The sequence below is a fragment of the Citreimonas salinaria genome, assembly GCF_900107235.1.
GTDB lineage: Bacteria > Pseudomonadota > Alphaproteobacteria > Rhodobacterales > Rhodobacteraceae > Citreimonas > Citreimonas salinaria.
Genome location: NZ_FNPF01000001.1, coordinates 290,380 through 315,288, shown reverse-complemented (window position 1 = coordinate 315,288; position 24,909 = coordinate 290,380). Strand labels below are relative to the sequence as shown.

The 24,909-nt window shown below is 68.9% G+C and carries 21 protein-coding genes and 1 tRNA gene; 10 read left to right on the top strand and 12 right to left on the bottom strand.

The window, feature by feature from the left end; translation table 11 throughout:
• Positions 1-31: 31 nt before the first annotated feature.
• From addA to regB, 7 genes are all read right to left on the bottom strand, one after another.
• Positions 32-3,433 carry a double-strand break repair helicase AddA gene (gene addA, locus BLW27_RS01470; RefSeq protein WP_245710736.1) on the bottom strand — a complete coding sequence of 1,134 codons (3,402 nt, stop codon included), beginning with the start codon at positions 3,431-3,433 and terminating at the stop codon, positions 32-34.
• The gene (gene addB, locus BLW27_RS01465; protein WP_089878105.1) at positions 3,430-6,357 is read right to left on the bottom strand and encodes a double-strand break repair protein AddB; all 2,928 of its coding nucleotides are present in this window, start codon (positions 6,355-6,357) and stop codon (positions 3,430-3,432) included. The genes addA and addB overlap by 4 nt, the downstream gene beginning before the upstream one ends.
• Entirely contained in the window at positions 6,350-7,018 is a 669-nt protein-coding gene (locus BLW27_RS01460; protein WP_089878102.1) for a nucleotidyltransferase family protein, read from the bottom strand. Before BLW27_RS01460 ends, addB begins: the two co-directional genes overlap by 8 nt.
• Positions 7,003-7,962, bottom strand: coding sequence for an aminoglycoside phosphotransferase family protein (locus tag BLW27_RS01455; protein ID WP_089878099.1), 960 nt, complete (start codon positions 7,960-7,962; stop codon positions 7,003-7,005). The genes BLW27_RS01460 and BLW27_RS01455 overlap by 16 nt, the downstream gene beginning before the upstream one ends.
• Complete coding sequence (gene tsaE, locus BLW27_RS01450; RefSeq protein ID WP_089878096.1) at positions 7,959-8,435, bottom strand: tRNA (adenosine(37)-N6)-threonylcarbamoyltransferase complex ATPase subunit type 1 TsaE; 477 nt, start codon at positions 8,433-8,435, stop codon at positions 7,959-7,961. Before tsaE ends, BLW27_RS01455 begins: the two co-directional genes overlap by 4 nt.
• 89 nt (positions 8,436-8,524) lie before the next feature.
• A complete protein-coding gene (locus BLW27_RS01445; RefSeq protein ID WP_245710735.1) occupies positions 8,525-9,952 on the bottom strand; it encodes a PAS-domain containing protein in 1,428 nt (475 codons plus the stop codon).
• Positions 9,953-10,113: 161 nt separating this feature from the next.
• On the bottom strand, positions 10,114-11,511 hold the full coding sequence (regB, locus tag BLW27_RS01440; protein ID WP_089878093.1) for a sensor histidine kinase RegB: 1,398 nt from the start codon (positions 11,509-11,511) through the stop codon (positions 10,114-10,116).
• 79 nt (positions 11,512-11,590) lie between these two features.
• Here regB and BLW27_RS01435 point away from each other — a divergent pair, with 79 nt between their 5' ends.
• Positions 11,591-12,229: an SCO family protein gene (locus BLW27_RS01435; RefSeq protein WP_089878090.1), complete on the top strand. Its 639-nt coding sequence runs from the start codon at positions 11,591-11,593 to the stop codon at positions 12,227-12,229.
• Positions 12,230-12,302: 73 nt separating this feature from the next.
• Complete coding sequence (locus BLW27_RS01430) at positions 12,303-12,857, top strand: ActR/PrrA/RegA family redox response regulator transcription factor (protein ID WP_089878087.1); 555 nt, start codon at positions 12,303-12,305, stop codon at positions 12,855-12,857.
• Between the two features lie 18 nt (positions 12,858-12,875).
• On the opposite strand, the gene BLW27_RS01425 is transcribed toward BLW27_RS01430, so the two are convergent.
• Positions 12,876-13,469: an HD domain-containing protein gene (locus BLW27_RS01425; RefSeq protein ID WP_089878084.1), complete on the bottom strand. Its 594-nt coding sequence runs from the start codon at positions 13,467-13,469 to the stop codon at positions 12,876-12,878.
• Positions 13,470-13,656: 187 nt separating this feature from the next.
• Here BLW27_RS01425 and ahcY point away from each other — a divergent pair, with 187 nt between their 5' ends.
• On the top strand, positions 13,657-15,045 hold the full coding sequence (ahcY, locus tag BLW27_RS01420) for an adenosylhomocysteinase (protein ID WP_089878081.1): 1,389 nt from the start codon (positions 13,657-13,659) through the stop codon (positions 15,043-15,045).
• Between the two features lie 93 nt (positions 15,046-15,138).
• Here the strand turns inward: ahcY and BLW27_RS01415 are convergent, their stop codons facing one another.
• From BLW27_RS01415 to tsaD, 4 genes are read right to left on the bottom strand one after another with little or no spacing between them, the layout of a single operon-like run.
• Positions 15,139-15,555 (bottom strand): EVE domain-containing protein, encoded by a 417-nt coding sequence (locus BLW27_RS01415; RefSeq protein ID WP_089878077.1) that lies wholly within the window; start codon positions 15,553-15,555, stop codon positions 15,139-15,141.
• On the bottom strand, positions 15,552-15,827 hold the full coding sequence (locus BLW27_RS01410; RefSeq protein ID WP_089878074.1) for a YciI family protein: 276 nt from the start codon (positions 15,825-15,827) through the stop codon (positions 15,552-15,554). The genes BLW27_RS01415 and BLW27_RS01410 overlap by 4 nt, the downstream gene beginning before the upstream one ends.
• A 3-nt stretch (positions 15,828-15,830) precedes the next feature.
• Positions 15,831-16,790, bottom strand: coding sequence for an NAD(P)H-dependent glycerol-3-phosphate dehydrogenase (locus BLW27_RS01405; protein ID WP_089878071.1), 960 nt, complete (start codon positions 16,788-16,790; stop codon positions 15,831-15,833).
• Positions 16,787-17,869, bottom strand: coding sequence for a tRNA (adenosine(37)-N6)-threonylcarbamoyltransferase complex transferase subunit TsaD (gene tsaD / locus BLW27_RS01400; RefSeq protein WP_089878068.1), 1,083 nt, complete (start codon positions 17,867-17,869; stop codon positions 16,787-16,789). The genes BLW27_RS01405 and tsaD overlap by 4 nt, the downstream gene beginning before the upstream one ends.
• A gap of 84 nt (positions 17,870-17,953) precedes the next feature.
• Between tsaD and BLW27_RS01395 the strand changes: the two genes are divergently transcribed.
• The 7 genes from BLW27_RS01395 (at position 17,954) to BLW27_RS01365 (ending at position 24,890) form a co-directional block, all read left to right on the top strand.
• Complete coding sequence (locus BLW27_RS01395) at positions 17,954-18,691, top strand: uroporphyrinogen-III synthase (RefSeq protein ID WP_177177794.1); 738 nt, start codon at positions 17,954-17,956, stop codon at positions 18,689-18,691.
• A gap of 64 nt (positions 18,692-18,755) precedes the next feature.
• Positions 18,756-20,240: a COG4223 family protein gene (locus BLW27_RS01390; protein ID WP_089878062.1), complete on the top strand. Its 1,485-nt coding sequence runs from the start codon at positions 18,756-18,758 to the stop codon at positions 20,238-20,240.
• Positions 20,241-20,253: 13 nt separating this feature from the next.
• On the top strand, positions 20,254-21,786 hold the full coding sequence (locus BLW27_RS01385) for a heme biosynthesis protein HemY (protein WP_089878059.1): 1,533 nt from the start codon (positions 20,254-20,256) through the stop codon (positions 21,784-21,786).
• Positions 21,787-21,830: 44 nt separating this feature from the next.
• Positions 21,831-21,906 (top strand) — tRNA-Thr (locus tag BLW27_RS01380).
• Positions 21,907-22,174: 268 nt separating this feature from the next.
• Positions 22,175-23,680 (top strand): sensor histidine kinase, encoded by a 1,506-nt coding sequence (locus BLW27_RS01375; protein WP_089878057.1) that lies wholly within the window; start codon positions 22,175-22,177, stop codon positions 23,678-23,680.
• The gene (locus tag BLW27_RS01370; RefSeq protein WP_281242696.1) at positions 23,661-24,026 is read left to right on the top strand and encodes a response regulator; all 366 of its coding nucleotides are present in this window, start codon (positions 23,661-23,663) and stop codon (positions 24,024-24,026) included. The genes BLW27_RS01375 and BLW27_RS01370 overlap by 20 nt, the downstream gene beginning before the upstream one ends.
• A 114-nt stretch (positions 24,027-24,140) precedes the next feature.
• Entirely contained in the window at positions 24,141-24,890 is a 750-nt protein-coding gene (locus BLW27_RS01365; protein WP_089878054.1) for a metallophosphoesterase family protein, read from the top strand.
• Positions 24,891-24,909 lie beyond the last annotated feature (19 nt).

The window sequence follows — 24,909 nt, the reverse complement described above, 5'->3', positions numbered from 1 at the left end:
GCCGTGAACGTATGGACGCCCCCCCCGATCGTCAAGCCGGGGTCGCCCGGGCCAGCGCCGCCTGCACCACGTCGGCCGACAGCGGCATGAAACGCGCCTGCGCGGTCCAGACCAGCCCGGTCTCGATCCGGCGGCCGGGATAAAGCTGCGCCAGAGCGGCGGCATAGGCGCCCATCTGGCGCAGCAGGCCGTCTGGGACCGTGGCCTCGGTGTCGGGTACGGTGCGGTTCGACTTGAAATCGACGGCCAGGACGCGGGCCTCGTCGACCACCAGCCGGTCGATGACGCCGTGGATGCGGCCGATGCCGGGCAGGTCCGCCGTCACCGGTACCTCGGCCAGCGTTTGCGGGGCGAAGAACGGGGTCAGGTCCGGCGCATCGAGCACGGCGCAGACCTCGGTCAGCAGCGCCGCGCCGTCGGCCGCCAGCGCGGCGGTTTCGGAATCGCGGGTCAACGCCTCGAGCCGTGGCGCCGCAATGGCTGCGCGGTCGGCCGGCGCAACGGGCGCTAGATCCTCGAGCAGGGCGTGCATCAAGGTGCCGCGCGCCTTCGCGATTTCTTCGGTGTCGCCGGCGGCGCCGGGCAGTGCCTTCGCCCCGCCCAGGTTCGAGGGCGACACCGTCGGCGGCGCAATGACCGGCGCGGCGGCGGGTCGGTCGAAGAACGCAGGCAGCGCGATGGGAGCGGACGGTGTCGACGGCGGCGCGGCCGCGGCCTGCATGGCGTCCCAGGCGGGGCTTTTCAGCCGCAGGCCCTGGTCCGGCCCGTCATCGGGAAAGGCGAAGCGCGCTGTCTCGGCCCCCGAGGCTTCCATCCCGGCGCGGATCTTGTCGTGCCAGGTCTCGCCGGACTTGCCCAGGTCGCCGGCGGCGGCGGCGATCAGCCAGGTCTCGGCGCGTGTCAGCGCGACGTAAAGCAACCGGTCGCGTTCCTGCGCCTCGGCCTGCTTCGCGGCGGCGACGGCGGCGGCGTGGCGCGCGGGTTGTAGCGGCGCGCGAGTCTTCCACAGCGCGCCTTCCTCGTCGCGCAGGATCGATGTCCGGTCGTTGTTGCTGCGGCTTTCGGCGCAGTCGGGCAGGATGACGATCGGCGCCTCGAGACCCTTGGCCCCGTGCACCGTCATCACGCGCAGCGTGGCGCCGGCGCTGTCCGGCGCTCGCTTGATCTGAAGGTCGTCGGCCTGCGCCCATTGCAGGAAGCCGGTCAGCGACGGGATGTCCGATGCCTCGTAGGCCAGCGCCTGCGTCAGCAGCGCGTCGATGCCGTCCTCGGCCTCGATCCCCAGCCGGCCGACCAGCTTCCGGCGGCCGGAATGGCGCGTCAGGATGCGTTCGATCAGGTCATAGGGGCGAAGGTAATCCACCTGGTCGCGCAGGTCTTTCAGGACGGCCAGCGTGTCGGCGTCGCCGCCGTCGCGCAGTGCTTGCCAGAGAAATTTCTGCCCGCGGCCCTGTGCGAGGCGGTAAAGCTGCGCCTCGGTCAGCCCGAACAGCGGCGAGCGCAGCGCCGTGGCCAGCGAAAGGTCGTCCTCGGGCGTGGCGAGGAAGCTGAGCAGCGCGATGATGTCGCGCACCGCCAGCTCGGCCATCACCTTCAGCCGGTCGGCGCCGGCAATCGGCAGACCCTCCTGCTTCGCCGCGCGGATGATCTCGGTGAACAGGCGGTTGCGCTTCTGCACGAGGATCAGGAAGTCGCCGGCATGCGCGGCCCGCGCGCCGGTGCCGTGGCCCTCGGGGATCGGCGTGCCGTCTTCGATTGTGGTGCGGATGAATCGGGCGATCCGGCGCGCCAGCGTCACGGTGTGGTGACGCGGGCTGATGCGGTCGACGGGCTCGAACCAGGCGCCGTCCTCGGGGTCGGGGGTCTTCTCGACCACGGGCCACAGGTCGACGCGTCCGGGCATGTCGGTCTTGAACGCGCGGTGGCGCTGGTCGGGGGTGAATCCGCTGGCGCTGGCCTGCGTGAAGGTGTTGTCGACCAGCCGCAGGATCGGCTCGGCCGAGCGGAAGCTGTATTCCAGCATCATCGAATTGAGCGGCGCGCCGGTGGGGCGCAGACGCTCGGCGAACTCGTCGCGCATCCGGTCGAAACCGGACGGATCGGCGCCCTGGAAGGAGTAGATCGACTGCTTCTTGTCGCCGACGACGAAGATGGTGCGCCGCACGTCCTGCCGCGCGCCCGAGCCCGAAGTGAATTCCCGCGCGAGGCTCTCGATCACCTGCCACTGGGCCGGGCTGGTATCTTGTGCCTCGTCGACGAGGATGTGGTCGATTCCGCCATCCAGCCGGTAGAGCACCCATTCCGCTACGCTGGCGTCGCTCAGCAGGGTTTTCGCGCGGTCGATCAGGTCGTCGAAGTCGAGCCAGCCGCGCAGGGTCTTCTCGGTCTCGAGCCGGGAAAGGAAGGGTTGCGCGAAGGCGATCAGCGCGCGGTCGCGGGCGATGCAGGCCAGCGCCATGCGCTTGCCGCGGGCGTCCGTGACGCGGTCAGCCAGCGCGGCGAAGCCGTCGAGGTATGGTCCAAGAGGCTGAGCCTTCAGGCAGCCCTTGGTCGGCGGCAGGGTCTTGCGGGGTTCGCCCGCCTGCGTAAAGAACACCGGCTCGAGCCGTTCGAGCGCGGCGATGTCCGCTGCGGTCACCGACGCGAAGGCCTGGGCTGCGGCGCGGTCGGAGGCGCCGCCTTGCGCCAGCATCGGCGCCATGTCGCGCAACAGGTCCAGCGTACCGGGAGAGAACACCTCGTCAAGCAGCGCGGCTTCGCCGAAACCCGGCGCTAAGCCGTAGGCGTGTGCCAGCGCCGCGTCGTCCGGCGGCGACAGGAAATGCGCCTTGTGCGACGCGATCTCGCGCAGCAGCGGGTCGGGATCGTCGGGCAGGTGCGGCGCGATCGCCTCGATCAGCGGCGCTTCGAGACCATCGGCCATGCGCTCCAGCACCTCGGCGCGCAGAAGCTGGGCGGCGCGATCCTCGATCTCGGTGAATTGCGGGCTGACACCGGCTTCGAGCGGGAAGCGTCGCAGCAGCGCCGCGCAGAAGCCGTGGATCGTCTGGATGCGCAAGCCTCCCGGCGTCTCGATCGCGCGGGCGAACAGTGTGCGCGCCCGGCGCAGCGCATCGGTCGAGGGCGACGAATCCAACCCCAGTTCCAGCAGGCTGGCGCGCAGGGCGTCGTCGTCCAGCATCGCCCATTGGCCCAAGCGGCGGAACAGGCGGTTCTGCATCTCGGACGCGGCGGCCTTGGTGTAGGTCAGGCACAGGATGAGTTCCGGCGAAACGCCGTCCAGCAGCAGGCGCGCCACACGGTCGGTCAGCACGCGCGTCTTGCCCGATCCGGCATTGGCCGACAGCCAGGTGCTTTCGTCCGGCCGCGCGGCGCGGACCTGAGCGCGGGTGGCGTCGTCCATGACGTGGGCGCGGGGGGCATTTTCCATCATGGCAGCGGCTCGGGCGTGGCGGTGTCGGTGACGTCCCATTCACCGAACCGGGCCAGATGGTCGTAATCGCCCGCGTCGGCGTCCGACAGCAGCGCGCGGCGCGCGGTGTAGCCCTTGGTCGGGTCGGCATAGGCCGCGATCAGCGCGGTGAACTCGGCCCAGACGGTATCAGGCGGGGCATCCTCCAGCGGGGCCGGCACCTCTTTGGGATCGGACGGCGACAGCGAGATGAACAGCGCGCGCGCCACGTGGTCGGGCGACAGGTTCTCGAAGGCGCCGCGCTCAATCATCGCGGCTTCGAGCAGAAGCTGCTTGTCGAAATGGCGCTGCTGCTTCTCGGTCGGAGCCTGCCCGGTCTTGTAGTCGTAGACATGGGCACCGCCGCGTTCGTCGATGTCGATGCGGTCGGCGGTGCCGGTCAGGGTAAAGCCGAGTTCCGGGATCTGGGCCTTGCCCTGCGCCTCGAAGTGGGCGGGACGGGCGATGGCGCGGCGGTCGGCCTCGGTCTCGGCGAACCAGTCGGCGATGCGCGACACGCGGGCGCGCCACAAGAGCTGGACCGACGGGAAGGGCAGGTTGGCGGGATCGGACAGGATGGCGCGGGCAGCCGCGTCCAGGTCATCCGCGGTCACCGGGCGGTTCGCATCGCGGGCGTCCCTGACCACGGTTTCGAGGATCTCGTGCAGCAGGATGCCGCGCAGCAAGGCATCGGGCGGGCGCATCAGCGGATCGAGCGGGCGCAGGCGCAGCACGTGCTTGGCGTAGATCGCGTAGGGGTCGCGCACGAGGCGCTTGATCTCGGTCACCGACAGCTGTGCGGGACGCGCCGCGACGGGCGGCGCGGGCGAGGGACGGTGCGCGGCGGGCGCTTGCAGCGGTTCTTCGGCCGCGCGCGCCAACGCCAGCCAATGCTTCCCGCGCGCCTTCATCTGATCCAGCGCGGCGGGCCCGTCGCGCGACGGCAGGCCCGACAGCAGGTTCGACAGCCGGTTCAGCCAGCGCGACGGGACCGTTTCGGCGTCGTCGGACTTGGTCGAGCGGGTCAGCCAGATCTCGGGCGCCGCGGCGGCGATCTGGAAGTCGTGCGCCGACAGGCCGATGCGCCGTTCGGGCAGCAGCAGCCTCGCCTCGGCCCGCATCGCGCGGTTCAACCAGGGATCGGCGCCGGGCACCTCGGGCCAGCTGCCCTCGTTCAATCCGGCGAGGATCATCAGGTCGGCCGGCGCCGCGCGCACCTCGAGCGGGCCGAGGATGCGGATGCCGGGATGCGTCGGATCGACCTCGGGCACTTCCTCGCGCGAAACGAGTGCGCCGAACAGCGCGGCGTAGTCGCGCGCGGTCATGTCGGTGCCGTGCGGTGCCTCGGCGCGCAGTTCTTCCACGATCCTGAGCAGCGTCCGGCCGGCGGCGCGGTCCCACAGCGCACCCGCACCGGAGCCGGTCGGGCCGGCGGCGATCGCCTCGGCCAGCGCGACGTGGCGGTCGACATGCTCGGCCAGCGGGCGAGACGCCGGATCCTCGAGGTCGCAGAAGCACCGCGTCAGCCAATCGGTCCAGCCGGCCCGCATCTCGGCCTCGCCCCAGGCGCGCAGCGCGGGGGCGTTGGGATAGGCCCACGCCTTCTTGCGCAGGTGCAGTTCGAGGTCGCGGGTGTTCAGCAGGTGTGGCCCCCGGCCGGTTTCGTGGCACAGAGGGTGCTTCAGCAGCGTCAGCAGCACCTCGGCGGACAGGGGCTCGGTGAACAGCTGCGCCACGTGCCGGAGGAAACGTCCCGGCGCCGTCATCTGCGCCGGCCGGCCGGCGCTGTCGTCGGGCACGATGCTCCAACGTTGCAGCACCGCGGTCACCTGCCGCGTCAGCGTCCGGTCCGGCGTGACCAGCGCCGCGCGCGTTCCGTCCTCGGCCGCCTGGCGCAGGCGCAGCGCGATGGCCAGCGCCTCGTGTCGCGGCGCGGGTGCTTCCAGAAGGGTAACGGAGGCCATCGCCTGCGGCAGCGGCGGCAGGGTGGGGCCTTCGGCCATCCATTGATACGTGACGGGCGCGGGCCGCAGCGCCAGCGAGATCACGGCGTTGCGCTCGGGCGCCGGCGCCTGCGCTGCGGTCCAGGGCAGCACGTCGCGCGCCTCCAGCCCCAGTTCGGCCAGCAGCCGGCCAAGGCGGTATTGCGGATGATCCTCGCCGGTCAGCGGGTCGTCAAACCCGCCCCAGACCTTTTGCGGCAGGGCGCGGTCGAAGCCGGGCAGGATGACCGCGCCCTGCGGCAGGCGCGCCACCGCCCGCATCAGCGCGTGCGTCGTGCCCCGCGACCCGGTCGAGCCGGCGACGATCACCGGATCGGCCGGAGGCGCATCCGCCCAAGCCTCCAGCCGCGCCATCAGCGCGCGTCGGGCATGGGCGGCTCGGTCGGGGTCGGAATCCGCGTCGAAGAAAACCTGGACGATGCGGATGAAGCGCAGCGCGCGCTGCCAATGGCCGGACTGGTCGGACACGTCGAGGCGAGCCACGCGGCCGGGATCGACGCCCTCGGTGTGCATCTCCTCCATCAGCGTGGCGAGGCTGTCGGACAAATCGAACAGCGCCGCGCGCGGGGCGAGGCCGGGCTCGGTCTGCAGCAGACGGGCAACCAGCGCGGTCAGTTCAAGCCGACGGCGCAGGGGCGGGACCGGCGGTGTCAGCCGGGCGCGCATCGTCGGGTCAGCCAGGTCGGTCACCAGCCTGATGCGCGGCAGCAGCGCGGGCGGGCCAGCATCGAAGGCAGCGCGGATGCCCTTGGCCGTGCGATCCGAGTTCACGAACAGCGTCACGCGTGCCATCGCCTCGGGCGGGCGGTCCTTCATGCGCGCATGCAGGCCATCGACCAGCGCGGCGGGGAAATCGACGCCCGGCGGCAGGGCGAAGACGCGCGGCGCTCGGCGTTCAAACATCGCGTAGCATCTCTTCTGCAACCTTGATGCCGCCGGGATGGCCGACGTCGCACCAATGCCCGCAATAGGGGATGCCGCGCATCCGATCGGTCGCCTGCGCCTTGTCCCAAAGCGCGCTGATCGAGAACGCGTCGCCCTCGATCCCTTCCAGCAGGGCGGGGTTCACGATCTGTGCGCCGGTATAGACCATGTCCCCGCCGCGGCTGAGCCGGCCATGGTCCAAGGTGAAGTCACCGCCGCCTTGGCGTCCATGCGCACGAAACAGCGGAACGCAAAGCAGCAGCGCGTCCATCGTGCCCGGATCCCATGCCGCGGCCAGTCGGTGCAACGGGTTCGGGCCGCGCCAGACGGCGTCGGTGTTCAGGGTGAAGACCGGACCGGGGCCCAGCAACGGCAGCGCCCGGCGCAGCCCGCCGCCGGTATCCAGGATCTCGGGCTTCTCGATCGACACGGGGATTCCCAGCCCCGCCACGTGCGCCTCGATCTGCTCGGCGTGGTAATGGGCGTTCACCACGCGACGCGGGATGCGGGCGCACTGGTCCAGCGCGTGATCCAGCAGCGCGCGGCCGGCGACCTCGACCAGCGGCTTGGGGCGGTCCCGGATCAGCGCGCCCATGCGCGTCCCGAACCCGGCTGCAAACAGCATTACGGCATCTGGCATGCGGGCTCCGGCCGCGCTAGGGGCGCGAGCGAGGGCGGCGGCATCGAGTCCAGATGCCGCCGCAGCGGTGATAGCGCCGGGTGCGCAAGGTCGGTCTGAAGATGCGCCCAGACGCGCGGCAGAAGACACAGGTAGCGCGGCTTGCCGTACTCGGCGGCAAGCCGGGCGAATACGCCGAGGATGCGCAGGTTGCGCTGAACCCCCAGAGCGGCCATCGCCGCCCGAAACGGCGCTTCCTCGGTGCCGGTTGCGCGCAGGTAATGCGCGATCGCCGTTTCGGCCGTGCCGGGAAACAGGTCGCGCCGGACGTCTCGCAGAAGCGAGACGAGATCGTAGGCCCGGTGCCCGCGCAACGCGTCCTGGAAGTCCAGCAGCCCGGCCCGCGCCGCGCCGCTGCGCTGTGGCAGGAGCAGGATGTTCTCGGCGTGGTAGTCGCGCAGCACCATCACGTCGGTGGCCGCTGCAGTGTCCGCCAGGATCGCGCGCAGGGCGTCGATCGCCGGCGCGGCGGCCTCGGGGCGGGCAGCGTAGTGGGAGAAGGCCAGCTGTGTAATCGACGCCATGTGGTCGGGCGTGGCCTCGGGCAGATCGGCGGGCGCGGCGTGGCGGTGCAGCTTGACCAGCGCGTCGACCGCGATGCGGTACAGCTCGGCCTCGCGCACAGGGTCGGTGGCCAGCCGTGCGACCAGCCCGTCGCCAAGGTCCTCGAGCAGCAGGAGACCGCCGGCGTCGTCGCGCGCCAGGATGCGCGGCGCGGACAGGCCAAGGTCGTTCAGATGGGCGGCCAGCCGGGCGAACAGGCTCACGTCGCCGCCGGGGTCCTGCATCAGGATCGCCGTGCCGTCCGCCCGGCGCAAACGGGTGTAGAGCCGGGCCGATGCATCGCCCGCCAGGGGCTCGCGCGCTGCATCGGCCCAGCCGGCGCGGGTCAGGAACGCGTTCATGCGTCCACCGAGGCCAGACGCGCGGCCCAGCGTGCATCGGTCCACGCGACATGCAGCGCGCGCCGCCGGTCGTCGTCGGGATCGGCGGCGAAGTCCATGTGCAGCGCCCCCGACGGCGTCAGCGCGCCCAGCCGATCGGGCCATTCCACGAGGCAGATCGCCGTGTCGAACGCCTCGACCAGGCCAAGTTCCTCGATCTCGTCGGGGCCGGACAGTCGGTAGAGATCGGCGTGCCAGAGCGGTCCGGCGGTCGTGTCGTATTCCTGAACCAGCGTGAAGGTGGGTGAGGGCACGTCCTCGGGCACGTTCAGCAGCGTCTGGATCAGGCTGCGAGCGAAGTGCGTCTTGCCGGCGCCGATCCCGCCGGACAGCAGCAGCACGTCGCCCGGGTGCAGCGAGGGCGCCAGGGAACGGGCCAACTGCGCTGTGGCCTCCTCGGAGCCGAGGACGAAATCAAGCAAACGGGTGGTCATCGGGCGCGAGGATACGCGTCACACGCCGCGCTGCAAGCGGGCCCTTGCGTCCGGTTGCACGCGGCGTATGTGACCGGCAGCAAGGCGCCTCATGCCAGGGCGGGCTGAACCGCAACGCGCCGTTCGCGGGCGAAACGGACCATGGTGGCGCCGGCGGCCACCGGCTCGATCGCGCAGGTCAGCCCACGGCCGTCGAACATCGTCAGCGGCGCGGTCCACGCGGACCGCTCGCGCATGGTCAGAACGAAGTCGCGCAGGTCGTCCCAGATCGGGCTGGGCAGACAGGCGCGCTGCCAATCCTGCGTTGCGTCCATGATCGTGACCTCGGCGAAGGCGCTGTCGGGATCGCATTTCCACATCTCGCGGTAGGCCGAGTTGCAGAAGGTCAGCACGCCCAGTTGCGAGAACACGGCGACCGCTTCGTCGAAGCAGTCGATGACCGATTGCGTCAGTTCGAGTTCGGACCGGAAGCGGCGCGTCAGCGAGATCTCGGCGCTTATGTCTTCCAGCAGGAAGGCCACCGCGCGGTCGGGATGCGGCCGGCCGGTGATCTTATAGGTCAGCCCCGACGGCAGGTTCCACGTCTCGCAATAGCGGTCATCGCGGGCGGCGCAGATCACCTGCGCGAGCTGCTCGCGCCAGCCGGAATAGCTTTTGGGCTCCGGCATCATGCGATTCTCGCGCATGTGGTCGAAGAACGACAGCAGATTCGGGCGCGCCGACAGGAAATCGACCGGCAGGCGGGTCAGGTCGACCAGCGCCGGGTTGAACAGGACCAGCCGGTGATCGCGGTCGAACACCGCGAGGCCGATGGGCAGGTGCGCGAACGTCTTGGTCAGCGTCTGGACGAACGTCCGCTGTGCGCGCTCGGCCTCGACCAGCGTATCGATGGCGGTGGCGAAGTGCATGGGACCTGCATCGGTCTGGCGCGTGGTCAGCGCGAACCACCGCGCGCGTCCGTCGGTCAAGGCCACGCGCGCGCGGACTGTGCCGGCCGCGGCCTCGGCCTGACCGATATCCGCGAAGGGACTCTCGCCATGAGGGTCCGTTCCGCTTTCCCGGCAGAGTTGCGCGAAGGCGCTGTTGTACCAGATCACCTGGTTGTCGTGATCGGTCTGCCAGATCGGCTGCGGCGTCGAGTCCAGCGCCGCGCGGTTCCGGTCGCCTGCCAGCTGGTCCGACAGCCGCATGCGGCTGCGCCGTTCGGCCAGCTGGGGCGCGCGGATCACGCAGCGGACAAAGCCACCGTCGGTGGCGATGCGCATGGTCATGTCGCTGTTCCCGGCCGCCTCCAGCGAAACACCGGACTCGGGCGGGACGCGAGGGAAGCCGGGAAACACGGGCAGAACCAGCTCTCGCAACTCGCCCCAGCCGGAGCCGGGATGCGGCGCGCTTGGCAGCAGAAGCGCCGTGTCCTCGGTGCTGTCGATCACCACGCCATCCTGCAGCAGGATCGACGCGCTGGTCGGGATGCTGACCGCCGATGGCGCCGGCGGGCGGCTGGCGACGCGGCCCATGATCCAGAGTCCCGCGAACAGCCCGAGGCCGGATCCGAAACCAACAGCGACTGCCAGATAATCGTGCAAAATGCGTGCCCCAGCAATACCGCACCCGGTATCGCCTGAATTGGTTAACGGTCTCTTAAGCCCTGATCTGTGCCTATCCCCGCCATGCCGCGTCAGATCTCGAGCGGCCGGTTCTCGCCCAGGGCTCCCCGGGCGTCGCGCTGATCCCGCACGATGGCCCCGCGCGGCCAGACGACTTCGACCACCGCGCCGCGGCGTTCGCTTTGCTGCGCGCCCGACAGCGCCGGATCGGTGCCGTTGGCGAAGCTGAGCACGGCGCCCGATCGTTCCAGCAGGGTCTTGGCGATGAACAGCCCCAGACCCATGCCCTCGTATTCCGGGCGCACGCGACGGTCGGATTCGGTGCGGCGGCGGCGCACGAACGGATCTCCGATGCGGCCGATCAGGTCGGGCGGAAAACCCTGCCCGTCGTCGATGATGCGGATCGAGACGCTGGTGTCGTCCCAGTTCGCCTCGATCCAGATGCGGGCGCGGGCGAAATCGACCGCGTTCTGCACCAGGTTGCGAAGCCCGTGGATGATCTCGGGGCGGCGCAGGATCTGCGGCTGCGCCCCCGCGCCGCCGGGCGCGGGGGCGCCGGAGATCGTGATGTCCTTGCCGCGGTTCTGGTGCGGCTCGGCGGCCTCGCGGATGACCTCGACCAAGGGCGCGTGGCGCATGTGCAGGTCGTCCTTGCCGGTCCGGCCCATCGACCGCAGGATTGCACTGCAACGGTCGGCTTGGTCGCGGATCAGGCGCGCGTCGTCGTGCAGGTCGGGGCGGTCGGCCAGCTCCTCGGCCAGCTCGGCGGCGGTCAGCTTGATCGTCGCAAGCGGCGTGCCCAGTTCGTGCGCGGCCGCGGCCACCACGCCGCCCAGGTCGTTCAACTTCTGCGCGCGGGCCAGCGCCATCTGCGTGGCGCTCAGCGCGTCGGACATGGAATGCATCTCGCGCGTGATGCGGCGCGCGTAGATCGAGATGAACAGGATCGCGATGCTGATCGCCGTCCACTGACCGAAGACGAACAGGTCGGGGATGCGCAGGATGACCCCGTCCGACGTGCGCAGCGGCAGATGGAAGAAGACCATGGCCGAGACCAGCGCGAACGCCGTCATCCCCAGGATGACCGTCGAGCGCAGCGTCAGGACCGCCGCCGACACCGTAACCGGCCCCAGAACCAGCAGCGAGAAGGGGTTGTTCAGGCCGCCCGTCAGATACAGGAGGAAGCACAGCTGCAGCAGGTCGAACATGACCATGAGAAAATTTTCGGTCTCGGACAGGCGCTTGTTTTCCGGGAAGACGAAGATCGCCACCAGGTTGCCAACGACCGACACGCCCACCGCAAGGTAGCACAGCCCCAGCTCCAGCTGCAGGTCGTAGAGGTGCTGCGCCACCGTGATCGCGGCCAGCTGCCCGACGATCGCGAACCAGCGCAACAGGATCATCGTGCGCAGGCGAACCCAGTTGCTGCGTTGCGTCTCGCTGAAGATGCCAAGGTCGGTCTGCGCCATGTGCGCGGTTTCGCCTCTTGTCACGGGGTGCGTGATGGTTAGGTGTCGGAAGCTAACCCAAACAACGGCCGAGGCCAGCATGGAAAGACGATACGGGGTGCGGGCGGCTGCGGCCGCGGCAATTCTTGCGGCGACGGCCACGGCGGCGCAGGCGAACTGGCTGACCGATCTTCTGGGCTTCGGCGGCGACGGACTTGACCAATGCCGCGCCAGCGTGGTGGCCGGCGGGCCGGGCGATATCGGCGGCCCGTTCGAGCTGGTGAACACCGAAGGCGAGACGGTCACCGAAGCCGACGTGCTCAGCAAGCCCAGCCTGGTCTATTTCGGCTATACCTTCTGCCCCGACGTCTGCCCGCTGGACGTGGCGCGCAACGCCCAGGCGGTCGATCTGCTGGCCGAGCAGGGGCTGGACGTGCAGCCCGTCTTCATCTCGGTCGATCCGGACCGCGACACGCCCGAGGTGCTGGGCGACTTCGCCGCCAACATGCACGAGGACATGGTCGCCCTGACCGGGACCGAGGCGCAGGTGAAGGTCGCCAGCGACGCCTATCGGACCTATTTCTCGATCCGTGACACGGGCGACGAATACTACCTGGTCGATCATTCGACCTTTACCTATTTGATGCTTCCCGACCACGGCTTCGTCGAGTTCTTCCGGCGCGAGGCTTCGCCCGAAGAGATGGCCGAGAAGGTGGCGTGCTTCGTCGAAGCGTCCTGAGCGTGCCGCGGTTTGACCACCCTGTGGCTGCACACTACCATCCGGTCACGGCGCCACGGGGAGGGCCTGTCCAGTGACCGAAAACAGTGTGGATGAGTTGGGCGCCGACAGGTCTCTGCTGTTGGTCGACGATGACGAACCGTTCCTGAAGCGCCTTTCCAAGGCGATGGAAAAGCGCGGCTTTTCGGTCGAGACGGCGGAGTCGGTTGCCGGGGGTTCGGCCATCGCCAAGGCCCGCCCGCCGGCCTACGCGGTGATCGACCTGCGGCTCGAGGACGGCAACGGGTTGGATATCGTCGAAGTGCTGCGCGAGAAGCGCCCGGACAGCCGGATCGTGGTGCTGACGGGCTACGGCGCGATCGCCACCGCCGTGGCGGCGGTAAAGATCGGCGCCACGGATTATCTGTCGAAACCCGCCGACGCGACCGACATCACCAACGCGCTGCTGGCGAAGTCGGACGGGCTGCCGCCGCCGCCCGAGAACCCTATGAGCGCCGACCGCGTGCGATGGGAGCACATCCAGCGGGTCTACGAGCTCTGCGACCGCAACGTCTCCGAAACCGCCCGGCGGCTGAACATGCACCGCCGCACGCTGCAGCGTATCCTCGCCAAGCGCAGCCCCCGCTGATCCGCGACCCTCGCGCCGTCAGAGCGCCGAAAGCAGTGCTGCGTGCCTTGCGGTGTACTCGGCGCGCACGTCGACGGGCGGGCGCAGGCGGATCGACAGGCCTTCGATCACATTGGCAGACGGCCGGCCGAACAGCTTCGTCGCCTCGGTCTCGGTGAAACCCGCGATCTCGGTCGCCTCCATCCAGGCGCTGACCGTGTCCGCCTTCTTGATGCGCTTCTTTAGCGCTGGCGGCGTTTCCGCCGGCAGACCGAAGCGGATGTGCACGGCCACTTCCAGCCGCTTGTCGAGTGCCTTGTAATCAGGCCCGACGGCGGCTTTTACGGGCGAAATCATGTCCCCTATCACGTATTCGGGCGCGTCGTGCAGCAGCGCGGTCAGGCGCTGCGCCGGGGTCGCCGTCGGGTACAGCCGGGCGAAAAGGGTTTCCACCAGCAGCGAATGCTCGGCGACGGAATAGGCGAAATCGCCCCGCGTCTGACCGTTCCAGCGGGCGACGAAGGCCAGGCCGTGGGCGATGTCCTCGATCTCGATGTCCAGCGGGGTCGGGTCCAGCAGGTCAAGCCGGCGACCCGACAGCATCCGTTGCCAGGCGCGTGCGGGTTTGGGCATTCGTGTCATCCATGCTGCGGTGCGAGATGCCGGCGGATTAGGCAGTGCGGCCCCGCATGTAAAGCCGCGGGGGCGGGATCCGCGCGGCGATTCATGCTTTGGTCACGGTCGCCGTGCCATGCACGTTGCGACCAGACGATCGGGGTGCTACGTCCCGCGGCGAACGTATAGATGCGGAGGCGGCCCAATGGCCAAGGATTACATCGTCAAGGATATTGCACTGGCAGGCTACGGCCGCAAGGAGCTGGACATCGCCGAGACCGAGATGCCCGGTCTGATGGCCCTGCGCGAGGAATACGGTGCCGCGAAGCCGCTGGCCGGCGCGCGCATCGTGGGCAGCTTGCACATGACGATCCAGACCGCCGTCCTGATCGAGACGCTGAACGCGCTGGGCGCCGACGTGCGCTGGGCGTCGTGCAACATCTTCTCGACCCAGGACCATGCGGCGGCGGCGATCGCCGAGGGCGGCACGCCGGTCTTCGCGATCAAGGGCCAGACGCTGGAAGAGCACTGGGATTACCTCGACAAGTCGTTCCAGTTCCCCGACGGGCCGAACATGATCCTGGACGATGGCGGCGACGCGACGCTCTACGTGCTGATGGGCGCGCGGGCCGAGGCGGGCGAGGACATCATCCCGGTGCCCGAGTCCGAGGAAGAGACCGTCATCAAGGCGCAGATCCAGAAGCGAATGAAGGAAAGCCCCGGCTGGTTCACCAAGGTGCGCGACCAGATCAAGGGCGTGTCCGAAGAGACGACGACCGGCGTCAACCGCCTGTACCAGCTGATGCGCGAGAACGCGCTGCCCTTCCCGGCGATCAACGTGAACGACAGCGTCACCAAGTCGAAGTTCGACAACAAGTACGGCTGCAAGGAATCGCTGGTGGACGGCATCCGCCGCGCCACCGACACGATGATGGCGGGTAAGGTCGCCGTGGTCTGCGGCTACGGCGACGTGGGCAAGGGCTCGGCCGCGTCGCTGGCCGGCGCCGGCGCGCGCGTCAAGGTGACCGAGGCCGATCCGATCTGCGCGCTTCAGGCGGCGATGGACGGGTTCGAGGTCGTGCTGCTGGAAGACGTGATCGGCAGCGCCGACATCTTCATCACCACCACCGGCAACAAGGACGTCATCCGCATCGAGCACATGCGCGAGATGAAGGACATGGCGATTGTCGGCAACATCGGCCACTTCGACAACGAGATCCAGGTCGCCGCGCTGAAGAACCACAAGTGGACCAACGTCAAGGAACAGGTGGACATGATCGAGATGCCCTCCGGCAACCGGATCATCCTGCTGTCCGAAGGCCGTCTGCTGAACCTCGGCAACGCCACCGGGCATCCGTCCTTCGTGATGTCGGCGTCGTTCACCAACCAGGTTCTGGCGCAGATCGAGCTGTGGAAGAACGGCGAGAAGTACCAGAACCAGGTTTACATCCTGCCCAAGCACCTGGACGAGAAGGTCGCCCGGCTGCACCTTGGCCGCATCGGCGTGAAGCTGACCCAGCTGTCGAAGGAGCAGGCGGCCTATATCGGCGTCACGCCCGAGGGTCCGTTCAAGCCCGAGCATTACCGCTACTGATATTTGCGGCCGGCGCGTTCTGCGCCGGCCGATTCTTAAGGTGCGAGCCGCCGTGCATGCACCTTCGCTGCGAGGCCTGCGACGAGATAGCGCTCAGCCCAGACCGCCGAGGCCGCAGACGATCTTCCACTCCGCGTCCGACACCGGCTGCACCGACAGGCGTGCCTGCCGCACCAGCGCCATCTCCGACAGGCGCGGATCCGCCTTGATCGTGTCCAGCGTTACCGGCTTGGGCAGCGGCTCGACCGCCCTGATGTCGACGCATTCCCAGCGCGGATCGTCGCTGGTCGAATCCGGATGCGCGGCGGCGATCACCTCGACAATGCCGACGACCGCCTTCTCCTTCTGCGAGTGGTAGAAGAACCCCAGATCGCCGACGGACATCTCGCGCATGACGTTGCGTGCCTGATAGTTGCGCACGCCGTCCCATTCCTCGCCCGCGGCGCCCTTGGCCACCTGGTCGTCCCACGACCAGGTGGAGGGCTCGGACTTGAACAGCCAGTGCCTCATCCGCCGATCGCCCGATACCACTGGATCAGCGTGACGCTCTCGAACAGGCCCGCGCGAGCGTAGGGGTCGTTGTCGGCCCAGTCGCGCGCGGCTTCCATGTCAGGCACTTCGAGGATGATCAGCGATCCGGCCATCTGCCCGTCGTCGTCCAGCAGCGGACCGGCCTGGTTCACCACGCCGGTGGCCTCGATATAGGCGAGGTGCGCCTCGCGGTTTTCCTTGCGGATTGACAGGGCGTCCTCACGATCATGGGTCATCAGGGCAACGAGCATCTTTCATTCCTCCTTGAGGGGTCGTGTCAGAAGGGCGCGCATCGCGTCCTCGGGGGCGGTGTCGCCGCCGGCTATGGCGTTCACGGCGGTGCAGATCGGCAGGTCCAGACCGTCTCGCCGGGCCAGCGCGTCCAGCGCACGGGCGGTGGCGACGCCCTCGACCGTGGCGCGCGCGTCGACGGGCTTGCCCGCGCCCAACGCCGCGCCGTGGCGGAAGTTGCGCGACAGCTCGGAATGGCAGGTGAGCGCTAGGTCGCCCATGCCGGAAAGCCCGGTCAGCGTGTCGGGATCGGCGCCCAGATGCGCCGCGAGGCGCTGCATCTCGGAAAAGCCGCGGGTCATAAGCGCGGCGCGTGCGCTGTCGCCAAGGCCCAGCCCGATCGCCGTGCCGCAGGCGATGGCGACCACGTTCTTCAGCGCACCGCCCAGCTCGGCACCGACGGTGTCGGCGGTGCGGTACAGCCGCAAGTTCGGCGTCGACAGGCGGGTCTGCAACGAACGGGCCGTGTCCGCGTCGGCGCAGGCAAGCGTCAGCGCCGTGGGCAGGCCGCGGCCTATGTCGGCGGCGAAGCTGGGGCCGGTCAGGATGGCCGGTATCGCGTCGGGCGCATGACGGGCGATGACCGCGGCCGGACCGCAGAGGGTGCGCAGCTCGATCCCCTTGCTGCAGGCGACCAGCGCCTTGCCCGCCAGCCGGACCGGAATGATTTCCAGCAGATCGGCCAGCGCCTGCATCGGAACCGACAGCAGCAACACATCCGCCCCGGCCGCGTGGGCAAGGTCGGTCGTCGGCGTGATCGCGTCGGGCAGGGCGCAACCCGGCAGCCGGGGCGAGGTCCGGTGGGTCGCAATCTCGTCGATCACCGCCGCGTCGCGCGCCCACAGTGTCACCGGCCCGTTCTGCGCCAGCGAGACCGCCAGCGCCGTGCCGAAGGCGCCGCCGCCCAGGACAGCGACGCTCATGCCTTGGCGCCCTTGCGGCCCGAACCGATCAGCGGTGCGGCGGCCGAGTCCAGCGGCCAGCGCGGGCGCGCGGCAAGCGTCATGTCGTGCCGGGTTCCGTTCATCAGCAAGGCTCCTCCTGCGTAGGCGATCATGGCCGCGTTGTCGGTGCACAGGGCCAGCGGCGGTGCGGTGAAGCGCAGGCCAGCCTCGTCGCAGACCGATCTCAGCGCCTCGCGCAGCGCGCCGTTCGCGGCCACGCCGCCGGCGACCGCCAGAGCGGGCGCGGCCGGTGCCTCGGTTAGATAGAGCGCAACGGCGCGCCGGGTCTTTTCCGCCAGTACGTCGCGCACCGCCGCCTGGAATCCGGCGCACAGGTCCGCGCGGTCGCGGCGAAACAACCCGCCCTGTGTGGCGACCAGCCGGTCGCGTTCGCGCAGCAACGCGGTCTTCAGCCCCGAAAACGACAGATCGCAGCCGGGCCGGTCCAGCAGCGGGCGTGGAAAGCGGAAGCGGGCGGGATCGCCCTGCGCCGCCTCGGCCTCGACCGCCGGGCCACCCGGTTGCGGCAGGCCCAGCAAGCGCGCGGTCTTGTCGAACGCCTCGCCCGGCGCGTCGTCGATCGTGCCGCCGAGGCGGGTGAAATCCTCGGGACCGTGCACCACCAGGAACTGGCAATGCCCGCCCGAGACCAGAAGCATCAGGTAGGGGAAGGCGAGATCGTCAGTCAGGCGCGGCGTCAGGGCGTGACCCGCAAGGTGGTTCACGCCGACCAGCGGCTTGCCCGTCCCGGCGGCCAGGCCCTTGGCGGTCATCACGCCCGACAGCACGCCGCCGATCAGCCCCGGACCTGCCGTCACCGCGATGGCGTCGACCTCGTCCAGCGTCACACCGGCCTGCTGCAACGCCTGGCTGACGCACAGGTCCAGCCGCTCGGCATGGGCGCGGGCGGCGATCTCGGGGACCACGCCGCCGAAGGCCGCGTGCAGCCCGGATTGCCCGACCACGACCGAGGCGAGCACCTCGCGCCCGCGTACCAGCGCCGCGGCGGTGTCGTCGCAGCTGCTTTCCAGCCCAAGCATGAGCGGCGTTGCGGTCATCGCGGCCTCGTTGCGCAGAACATGTCTTCCAGCTACCACCGGGGCATGCGCCTCACAAGGATCAGGCCCGACGAGGATAACCGGATGCCAGCGCCGCCCACCCTGCTGTTGCTGACCCGTCCCGAATCAGCGTCGCGCGCATTTCTGGAGGCGTTGCGGCAGGACGGAATCGGTCCGGTCACGCCGATCCTGTCGCCGTTGATCGACGTGCGCGTGACCGGACCGCTGCCGGACCTGCGCGACGTCTCCGGACTGATCTTCACCTCGGCCAACGGCGTGCGGGCCTACGCTGAATTAGGCGGTTCGCCCGGGCTGACAGCCTTCACGGTCGGATCAGCCACCGCCCGTGCCGCCGAGCAGGCGGGCCTGCGGGCCAGATCGGCCGGGGGCGATGCCGACTCGCTGGTGGCGATGCTGGGCAGGGGCGAGGCGGCCGTCCCGTTGGTGCATCTGCGCGGCAGCCACGCGCGCGGCGACGTCGCCTGCCGCCTGACCGAAATGGGCGTTCCCACGACCGAGGCGGTAATCTACGACCAGCCGCTTTGCCCGCCCACGGACGAGGCGCGCGCCGTGCTGCAGGGAACCCGGCCGGTCGTCGTTCCGTTGTTCTCGCCTAGAACGGCGACAGCTTTTGCCGGCTTGCCGAGGAAGGCGCCGATATTCGTCGCCGCCTTCAGCGAGGCGGTGGCCATGGCCGCAGGGGGGGGCCATATTGTGAAACCCGGCATCGCGCGGCAGCCCCAGCAGGCGGCCATGATCGCCTGCACGGCCGCCATGGTGACGCAGGCCAGGGAACTTGAGGCGCGCAGGGGGCGCGTGTAGACCGGTGGGACCTGTCTGTCCCGACCGGAAAGACACGACCAGGAATTCGAAAGGGTGGCGCAAGGTGGCAAAGTCGAAGAACGATCCGGACCGCGGCGACGAAACGGCCAAGGACGCTGCTCCGAACGATACCTATGGCTTGGCGCCCATCGACGATGGAGAGCATCCCGCCGCCGAAAGCCCCGACCGCCATTCCGAGGACGGACCGCCGGGAGACGTGGGCACCGACGCGCCCGTCGACGAATACGGCATCACCCCGGCCGAGGGGCGCGGCGCCGAAGCTCTAGGCGGTGACCTTTCCGCCGACACCGCTGCCGAGGACACGCTGCCACTTGGTGCCGACACGCTCGGCGCCTCGGACGAAACGATCGGTGCGTGGGACAACACGCTGCCGCCCGCCGGCGGCTCGCGCAACACCTCGGAGGACACGCTCGGCGCCACGGACGACACGCCGCTGGCGGCTGCGGGCGACGATAGTCTGCCCCCCGAGGCGACGCCGGCGGCCGCCCTCGGCGATCCGGTCCCGGTCCGCGAAACCGTGGTCAAGCACAAGGGCGGCTTCGTGCCCATGGTGCTGGGCGGGATCGTGGCCGCCGCGCTGGGCTTTGCCGCGGCGCGTTACGGCGAGGGCGGCCTGCCCTTCATGCCCGCGCCCGAACCCGACCCCTTCATCGCCGAGACCGAGAGCCGCCTGACGCAGCAGGACGAGCGCGTCGCCGGGCTGGACGAGCGGCTACAGGAAATGCAGGGGGCGCTCGACCAGATCGACGTGGATTCCGTCGTCGGGGCGGTCGACGCTCTGGTGCCGCGAATCGACACGCTGGCAGAGGGCCAGCAAACGCTGATCGAACGACTGGACGCGCTCGAGGCCCGGATGACCCAGCTCGAGAAGCAGCCGATGGAGCAGGCGGTCTCGCCCGAGGCGATCGCCGCATATGAAAGCGAACTGGCGAGCCTGCGTGATAGTCTCGAAGCGCAGCGCGCCGAGGTCGAGCGAAGCCGCGCCGAGATAGAATCCATCGCCCAGACCGCGCGGCAATCCGAGGAAAGCGCGGCGCGTCAGGCACAGCTGGCAGAACAGCGTGCCACGCTGGCGGAGTTGATCGCCGCGCTACAGGCCGGACGGTTCTACGAAGAGCCGCTGAACGCATTGCTCGAAAGCGGCGTGGCGGTGCCCACCGCGCTGACCGAAGTCGACGAAGAAGGCATTCCGACCCCGGCGCAACTGGTGGCCGAATACCCCGACGCCGCCCGCGACGCGCTGCGCGCCGCGCGCGTCGAGGAGGACACGGCCGGCGGCGTGCGCGCGTTTCTCCGCAACCAGCTGGGCGCGCGATCGGTCACGCCGCAGCTTGGCGACGACGCCGATGCGATCCTCAGCCGGGCCGAGGCCGCCGTGCGACGCGGCAATCTGGAACAGGCCTTGGCCGAAATCGAGAAACTGCCCGAACCCGCGCAGGCCGAGATGGCCGACTGGGTAGCGATGGCCCGCACACGGGCCGAGGCGCTGGACGCCGCTTCGGGCCTTTCCCGCGAACTGAACGAATAACGAGGATCTGAATATGCTCTGGTCACTTCTCAAGATCGTCGTTTTCGTCGTCCTGGTCGCGGCGCTGACCCTTGCCGCGGGCTTCCTGATGGAAAGCCCGGGCGGGATGATGATCACCGTCGCGGGCACCGAGTACACGCTGGGCGCCCTGCAATCGGTGATCGCGCTGCTGGTGCTGGTCGTCCTCGTCTACATCGCCTTCAAGATCGCGGGCCTGCTGGTGGCGCTGCTGCGCTTCATCAACGGCGACGAAACGGCCCTGTCGCGCTATTTCGACCGCAACCGCGAGCGCAAGGGCTACCAGGCGCTGTCCGAGGGGATCATGGCGCTTGCCTCGGGCGAGGGGCGGCTGGCGATGGCCAAGGCGTCGCGCGCCGAGAAGTACCTGCACCGCCCGGAGCTGACCGACCTCGTGACCGCCCAGGCGGCCGAAATGACCGGCGACCGCAGGAAGGCCGAAGAGGTCTACAAGCGGCTGGTGACGCGGGACGAGACCCGGTTCGTCGGCATCCGGGGCCTGATGAAGCAGAAGCTGGCTGCGGGCGACACCGACACCGCGCTGAAGCTGGCCGAGCGCGCCTTCGCGATCAAGCCGCGCCATGTCGAGGTGCAGGACACGCTGCTGCGCCTGCAGGCGGAAAAGGCCGATTATGCCGGCGCGCGCGCGACGCTGGCCGAGAAACTGAAACAGGGCGCGCTGCCGCGCGATGTCTATCGCCGGCGCGACGCGGTGCTGGCGCTGTCGAGCGCGCAGGCGCTGGACGCGGAAGGCAAGCACGGCGACGCCAACGACGCGGCGATCCGCGCCAACAAGGCGTCGCCCGACCTGATTCCGGCGGCGGCGATGGCCGCGCGCGCCTACATCGCGCAGGGCAACAAGCGCTACGCCGTCAAGGTCCTGAAGAAGGCTTGGGCCGCGCATCCGCATCCCGACCTGGCCGCCGCCTTCGCCGAGATCGAGCCGGGCGAGTCTCCGTCCGACCGCGTGCGCCGGTTCGGAACGCTGACCTCGATCAACCCCGAACACCGCGAGACCCGCCTGCTGCGCGCCGAACTGGCGCTTTCGGCCGAAGATTTCCCCGCCGCCCGGCGCGCATTGGGGCCGATGGCCGAGCACGAGCCCGATGCACGCGTCCTGGCCGTCATGGCCGCGATCGAACGCGGCGAGGGCGCGTCCGACGCCGTGGTGCGCGGCTGGCTCGCCAAGGCTCTTACCGCCTCGCGCGGCCCGCAATGGGTCTGCGGGAACTGCCACACGATTCACGGCGACTGGGCGCCGCTGTGCTCGAATTGCGGTGCGTTCGATTCGCTGGAATGGACGACTCCGGCACAATCGGAAGTCGTTCTGCCGGCCGGCGCCGACATGCTGCCGCTGATCGTCGGCGCGCTTGAAAAGCCGGTTGCCGAACCCGGTCCGGCGGCCACGACCGAGGCGACCACGGCGGGCACCGACGAAGAAGCCGACATCGTCGACGCCGAGATGGCCGACGAACCCGCGGCCGCCACCGTGGTCGAGCCGGATTCCGAGCGGGCAAGGGTGAAATAGCGCTTTTCCTTGTCGGGATCGGGTGCTAAGAGGCCGCGCACCGGGCCGGTGTAGCTCAGCTGGTAGAGCACGTCATTCGTAATGATGGGGTCGTAGGTTCGAGTCCTATCACCGGCACCACTTGAACTTCCCCGAGACCGTCGTCCCGATGGAGTACGGAGTTCAAGGCCGCGGCCGCGAGGGCGCGTTTTGACGGCACCGGGTGCCTTTCTTGTAATCGTTCACACCATATGCTGTCGTGGACATGCGCCGCGCCGCAACATAGGTGCGCCATCGACACCTGCGCGCGAGCGTGTCAGGAATGAAAAAGGCGCGAAACTGGTAGCGATGTGGCCTCTGCCCAAGGCAAGCGGATTGGTTCACGCACGAGAAGCACGGAGCAGAACCGATGAGCAACGAGCCCGCCGAGACGGCGTTCTTATCCGGCGGAGGAGAGATCGGCAGCCTGATCCGGGCGAATGACTGGACGGATTTCCCGCTCGGGCCGCCAGAAGGTTGGCCGCAATCGCTGAGAACGGCCGTCAGCCTCATGCTCAATTCGCTCTATCCCATGTTCATCGCGTGGGGGGCGGATCTGGCCTTTCTGTACAACGACGCCTACCGGCCGATTCTGGGCACCAAGCACCCCGAAGCGCTGGGCCGGCCCTTCGCGGACGTCTGGCCCGAGATCTGGGAGGACATCGAGCCCATCGTGCAGCAGGCCCTGGCGGGGCGGGCGACCTTCCACGAGAACCTCCATCTGGTGATGGAGCGGCACGGCTACCCGGAAGACACCTGGTACACGTTTTCGTATTCGCCGGTGCGCGACGAATCCGGCGGGGTTGGTGGCATGTTCTGCGCGTGCCAAGAAACGACCGCAACGGTGCTGGCCGAGCGGCGCCTGGCGTCGGAAAACGAGCGCCTGCAACAATTGTTCGAGCAGGCGCCGGGCTTCATGGCCTTGCTGGACGGGCCGGACCACGTGTTCAGGCTGACCAACCCGGCGTATTCAAAGCTCATCGGTCACCGAGAGGTCGAGGGAAAGCCGGTGCTCGGCGCGCTCCCCGAGCTAATCAACCAAGGCTTCTCCGAACTTCTGGACGAGGTCTACACGACCGGCAAGGCCTATACCGGCCATGCGGTTGGGCTTGCTCTCCAGCACGAACCCGGCGCGCCCGAGGAAGAGCGTTTCGTCGATTTCGTGTATCAGCCGATCCTCGACGCGAATGGACAGACCAGCGGCATCTTCGTCGAGGGCCATGACGTGACCGAGCGCGTTCGCGCCGACCTGCGCCTGCGCCTTCTGATGAACGAGCTCAACCACCGACTGAAGAACACGCTGGCCACCGTGCAGGCGATCATCGTCCGGACCATGCGCAGTGCGTCGACCCTGGAAGAGGCCGGCGAGGCCCTCAGTGCGCGGGTGATCGCGCTGTCCCGCGCCCAGAACCTGCTGACTCGCGAGAACTGGGAAGGCACCGAACTGGCCACCGTGGTCCGCGAGATACTCGAGCCCTACGCGGACCCTCACGGCAGTCGGGTGTCGATCTCCGGTCCCTCCGTGCCCCTCGGTCCGCGGGCTGCACTGGCGTTTGCGCTGGCGCTTCACGAACTTGCCACGAACGCGGCAAAGCACGGAGCCTTCAGCAACGAGTGCGGCAAGGTCGAGATCGAATGGAGCGTCGATCCCGGCCCGCCGGCAGGGTTCCGGTTCCGTTGGCGCGAGCGCGGCGGCCCTCCGGTTGCCGACCCGACACGCTCGGGATTCGGAACGCATCTCATCGAGAGAGGTTTGACAGCAGAGCTGGAAGCGGACGTGAAACTGGATTACGCGCCCGACGGGTTCGTTTTCACGATGTCGTCGCCGCTGGACACCCTCAAGGAGCAACCCGATCTTGCCGACGCGCCCCCGTAGAGTCCTCCTCGTCGAGGACGAGATGCTGATCGCGATGGAGATGGAGGACTTGCTTGTCGAACTGGGCTTCGAGGTGGTCGGTCCGGCGATGCGGTTGAAGCGGGCTGCCGAACTGGCCGCTCGCGAGACGCTCGACTTTGCCCTGCTGGACATCAACCTCGCGAGCGAGACCTCTTTCCCCGTCGCGCGTCTCCTTCGGGCCAGGCAACTCCCGTTTGCCTTCGTGACGGGTTACGGGGTCGCGGGGCTGACGGACGAGTTCAAAGATACGCCAACCCTGCAAAAGCCCGTCGACCGGCATCACCTGCAGCGCGTGGTGCGCGCAATCTCAGAAGCCGCGCGATAGTGGAATCTGGGACCCGGGTCCGACGCGTATGGTCAGCGCCCGAACCGGCCGCATTTGCCGCATTTTCCCCGGCTTGACACTTGATAAGCCGGGGAATCCGGGCGAAACGGGTTCATGTTCTCGCTGCGATCCATGTTTCAAAGCCTGCGGCCCGCGGTGTTCGATGCGCCTATCGCGCCGGACCGGGCGTTTTTCGCCATCGGGGACATCCACGGCGACTATGTCGGGATGGAACGGATCCTCAATCGGATCGAGGAGATTTCCGACGATCCGATGGTGGTCTGCGTCGGCGACTATGTCGATCGCGGAGAGCGGTCTGCCGAGGTGCTGGGCTGGCTGCATCACGTCAACACGCTCTACCCGCAGGACTTCGTCTGCCTGGCCGGCAACCATGAAGAGATGATGACCCGGTTCCTTCAGAATCCCGAAGGGCAGGGCGACCGCTGGCTGGCGTTCGGCGGTCTGCAGACGTTGCAAAGCTACAGCGTCCGCAAACAGCCCGAGACCACGATGACCGATCTGCGCGACCAGCTGGCCGAGGCGATGGGCGATGACCTGATCCAGTGGCTCGGGAATCTTCCCGCTTCATGGCAGTCGGGCAACGTGGCCGTCACGCATGCTGGCGCCGATCCCTCGCTTCCCGTCGCCGGACAGCCGCGCCGAAACCTGCTCTGGGGTCACCCCGACTTTCAGGCGAAGGTGCGCGACGATGGCGTGTGGGTGGTGCATGGCCACACCATCGTCGAACGACCCGAGGCGCGGGACGGGCGAATTTCCATCGACACCGGCGCTTATGTAACCGGGCGATTGACAGCCGCCCTGATCCACGAGGGCAATGTCGAGTTTATCTCGACGCGCGACTGACGTGCCGCAAGACATCGTG

Coding starts and splice junctions, on each gene's coding strand:
- BLW27_RS01365 (WP_089878054.1), top strand. CDS start 24,141: ATGTTCTCGCTGCGATCCATGTTTCAAAGCCTGCGGCCCGCGGTGTTC.
- BLW27_RS01445 (WP_245710735.1), bottom strand. CDS start 9,952: ATGGGCCGCGTCGCCAGCCGCCCGCCGGCGCCATCGGCGGTCAGCATC.
- regB (WP_089878093.1), bottom strand. CDS start 11,511: ATGGCGCAGACCGACCTTGGCATCTTCAGCGAGACGCAACGCAGCAAC.
- tsaE (WP_089878096.1), bottom strand. CDS start 8,435: ATGACCACCCGTTTGCTTGATTTCGTCCTCGGCTCCGAGGAGGCCACA.
- addB (WP_089878105.1), bottom strand. CDS start 6,357: ATGTTTGAACGCCGAGCGCCGCGCGTCTTCGCCCTGCCGCCGGGCGTC.
- addA (WP_245710736.1), bottom strand. CDS start 3,433: ATGATGGAAAATGCCCCCCGCGCCCACGTCATGGACGACGCCACCCGC.
- BLW27_RS01460 (WP_089878102.1), bottom strand. CDS start 7,018: ATGCCAGATGCCGTAATGCTGTTTGCAGCCGGGTTCGGGACGCGCATG.
- BLW27_RS01455 (WP_089878099.1), bottom strand. CDS start 7,962: ATGAACGCGTTCCTGACCCGCGCCGGCTGGGCCGATGCAGCGCGCGAG.
- BLW27_RS01375 (WP_089878057.1), top strand. CDS start 22,175: ATGAGCAACGAGCCCGCCGAGACGGCGTTCTTATCCGGCGGAGGAGAG.
- BLW27_RS01405 (WP_089878071.1), bottom strand. CDS start 16,790: ATGAGCGTCGCTGTCCTGGGCGGCGGCGCCTTCGGCACGGCGCTGGCG.
- BLW27_RS01425 (WP_089878084.1), bottom strand. CDS start 13,469: ATGCCCAAACCCGCACGCGCCTGGCAACGGATGCTGTCGGGTCGCCGG.
- BLW27_RS01410 (WP_089878074.1), bottom strand. CDS start 15,827: ATGCTCGTTGCCCTGATGACCCATGATCGTGAGGACGCCCTGTCAATC.
- BLW27_RS01435 (WP_089878090.1), top strand. CDS start 11,591: ATGGAAAGACGATACGGGGTGCGGGCGGCTGCGGCCGCGGCAATTCTT.
- BLW27_RS01385 (WP_089878059.1), top strand. CDS start 20,254: ATGCTCTGGTCACTTCTCAAGATCGTCGTTTTCGTCGTCCTGGTCGCG.
- ahcY (WP_089878081.1), top strand. CDS start 13,657: ATGGCCAAGGATTACATCGTCAAGGATATTGCACTGGCAGGCTACGGC.
- BLW27_RS01395 (WP_177177794.1), top strand. CDS start 17,954: ATGCCAGCGCCGCCCACCCTGCTGTTGCTGACCCGTCCCGAATCAGCG.
- tsaD (WP_089878068.1), bottom strand. CDS start 17,869: ATGACCGCAACGCCGCTCATGCTTGGGCTGGAAAGCAGCTGCGACGAC.
- BLW27_RS01415 (WP_089878077.1), bottom strand. CDS start 15,555: ATGAGGCACTGGCTGTTCAAGTCCGAGCCCTCCACCTGGTCGTGGGAC.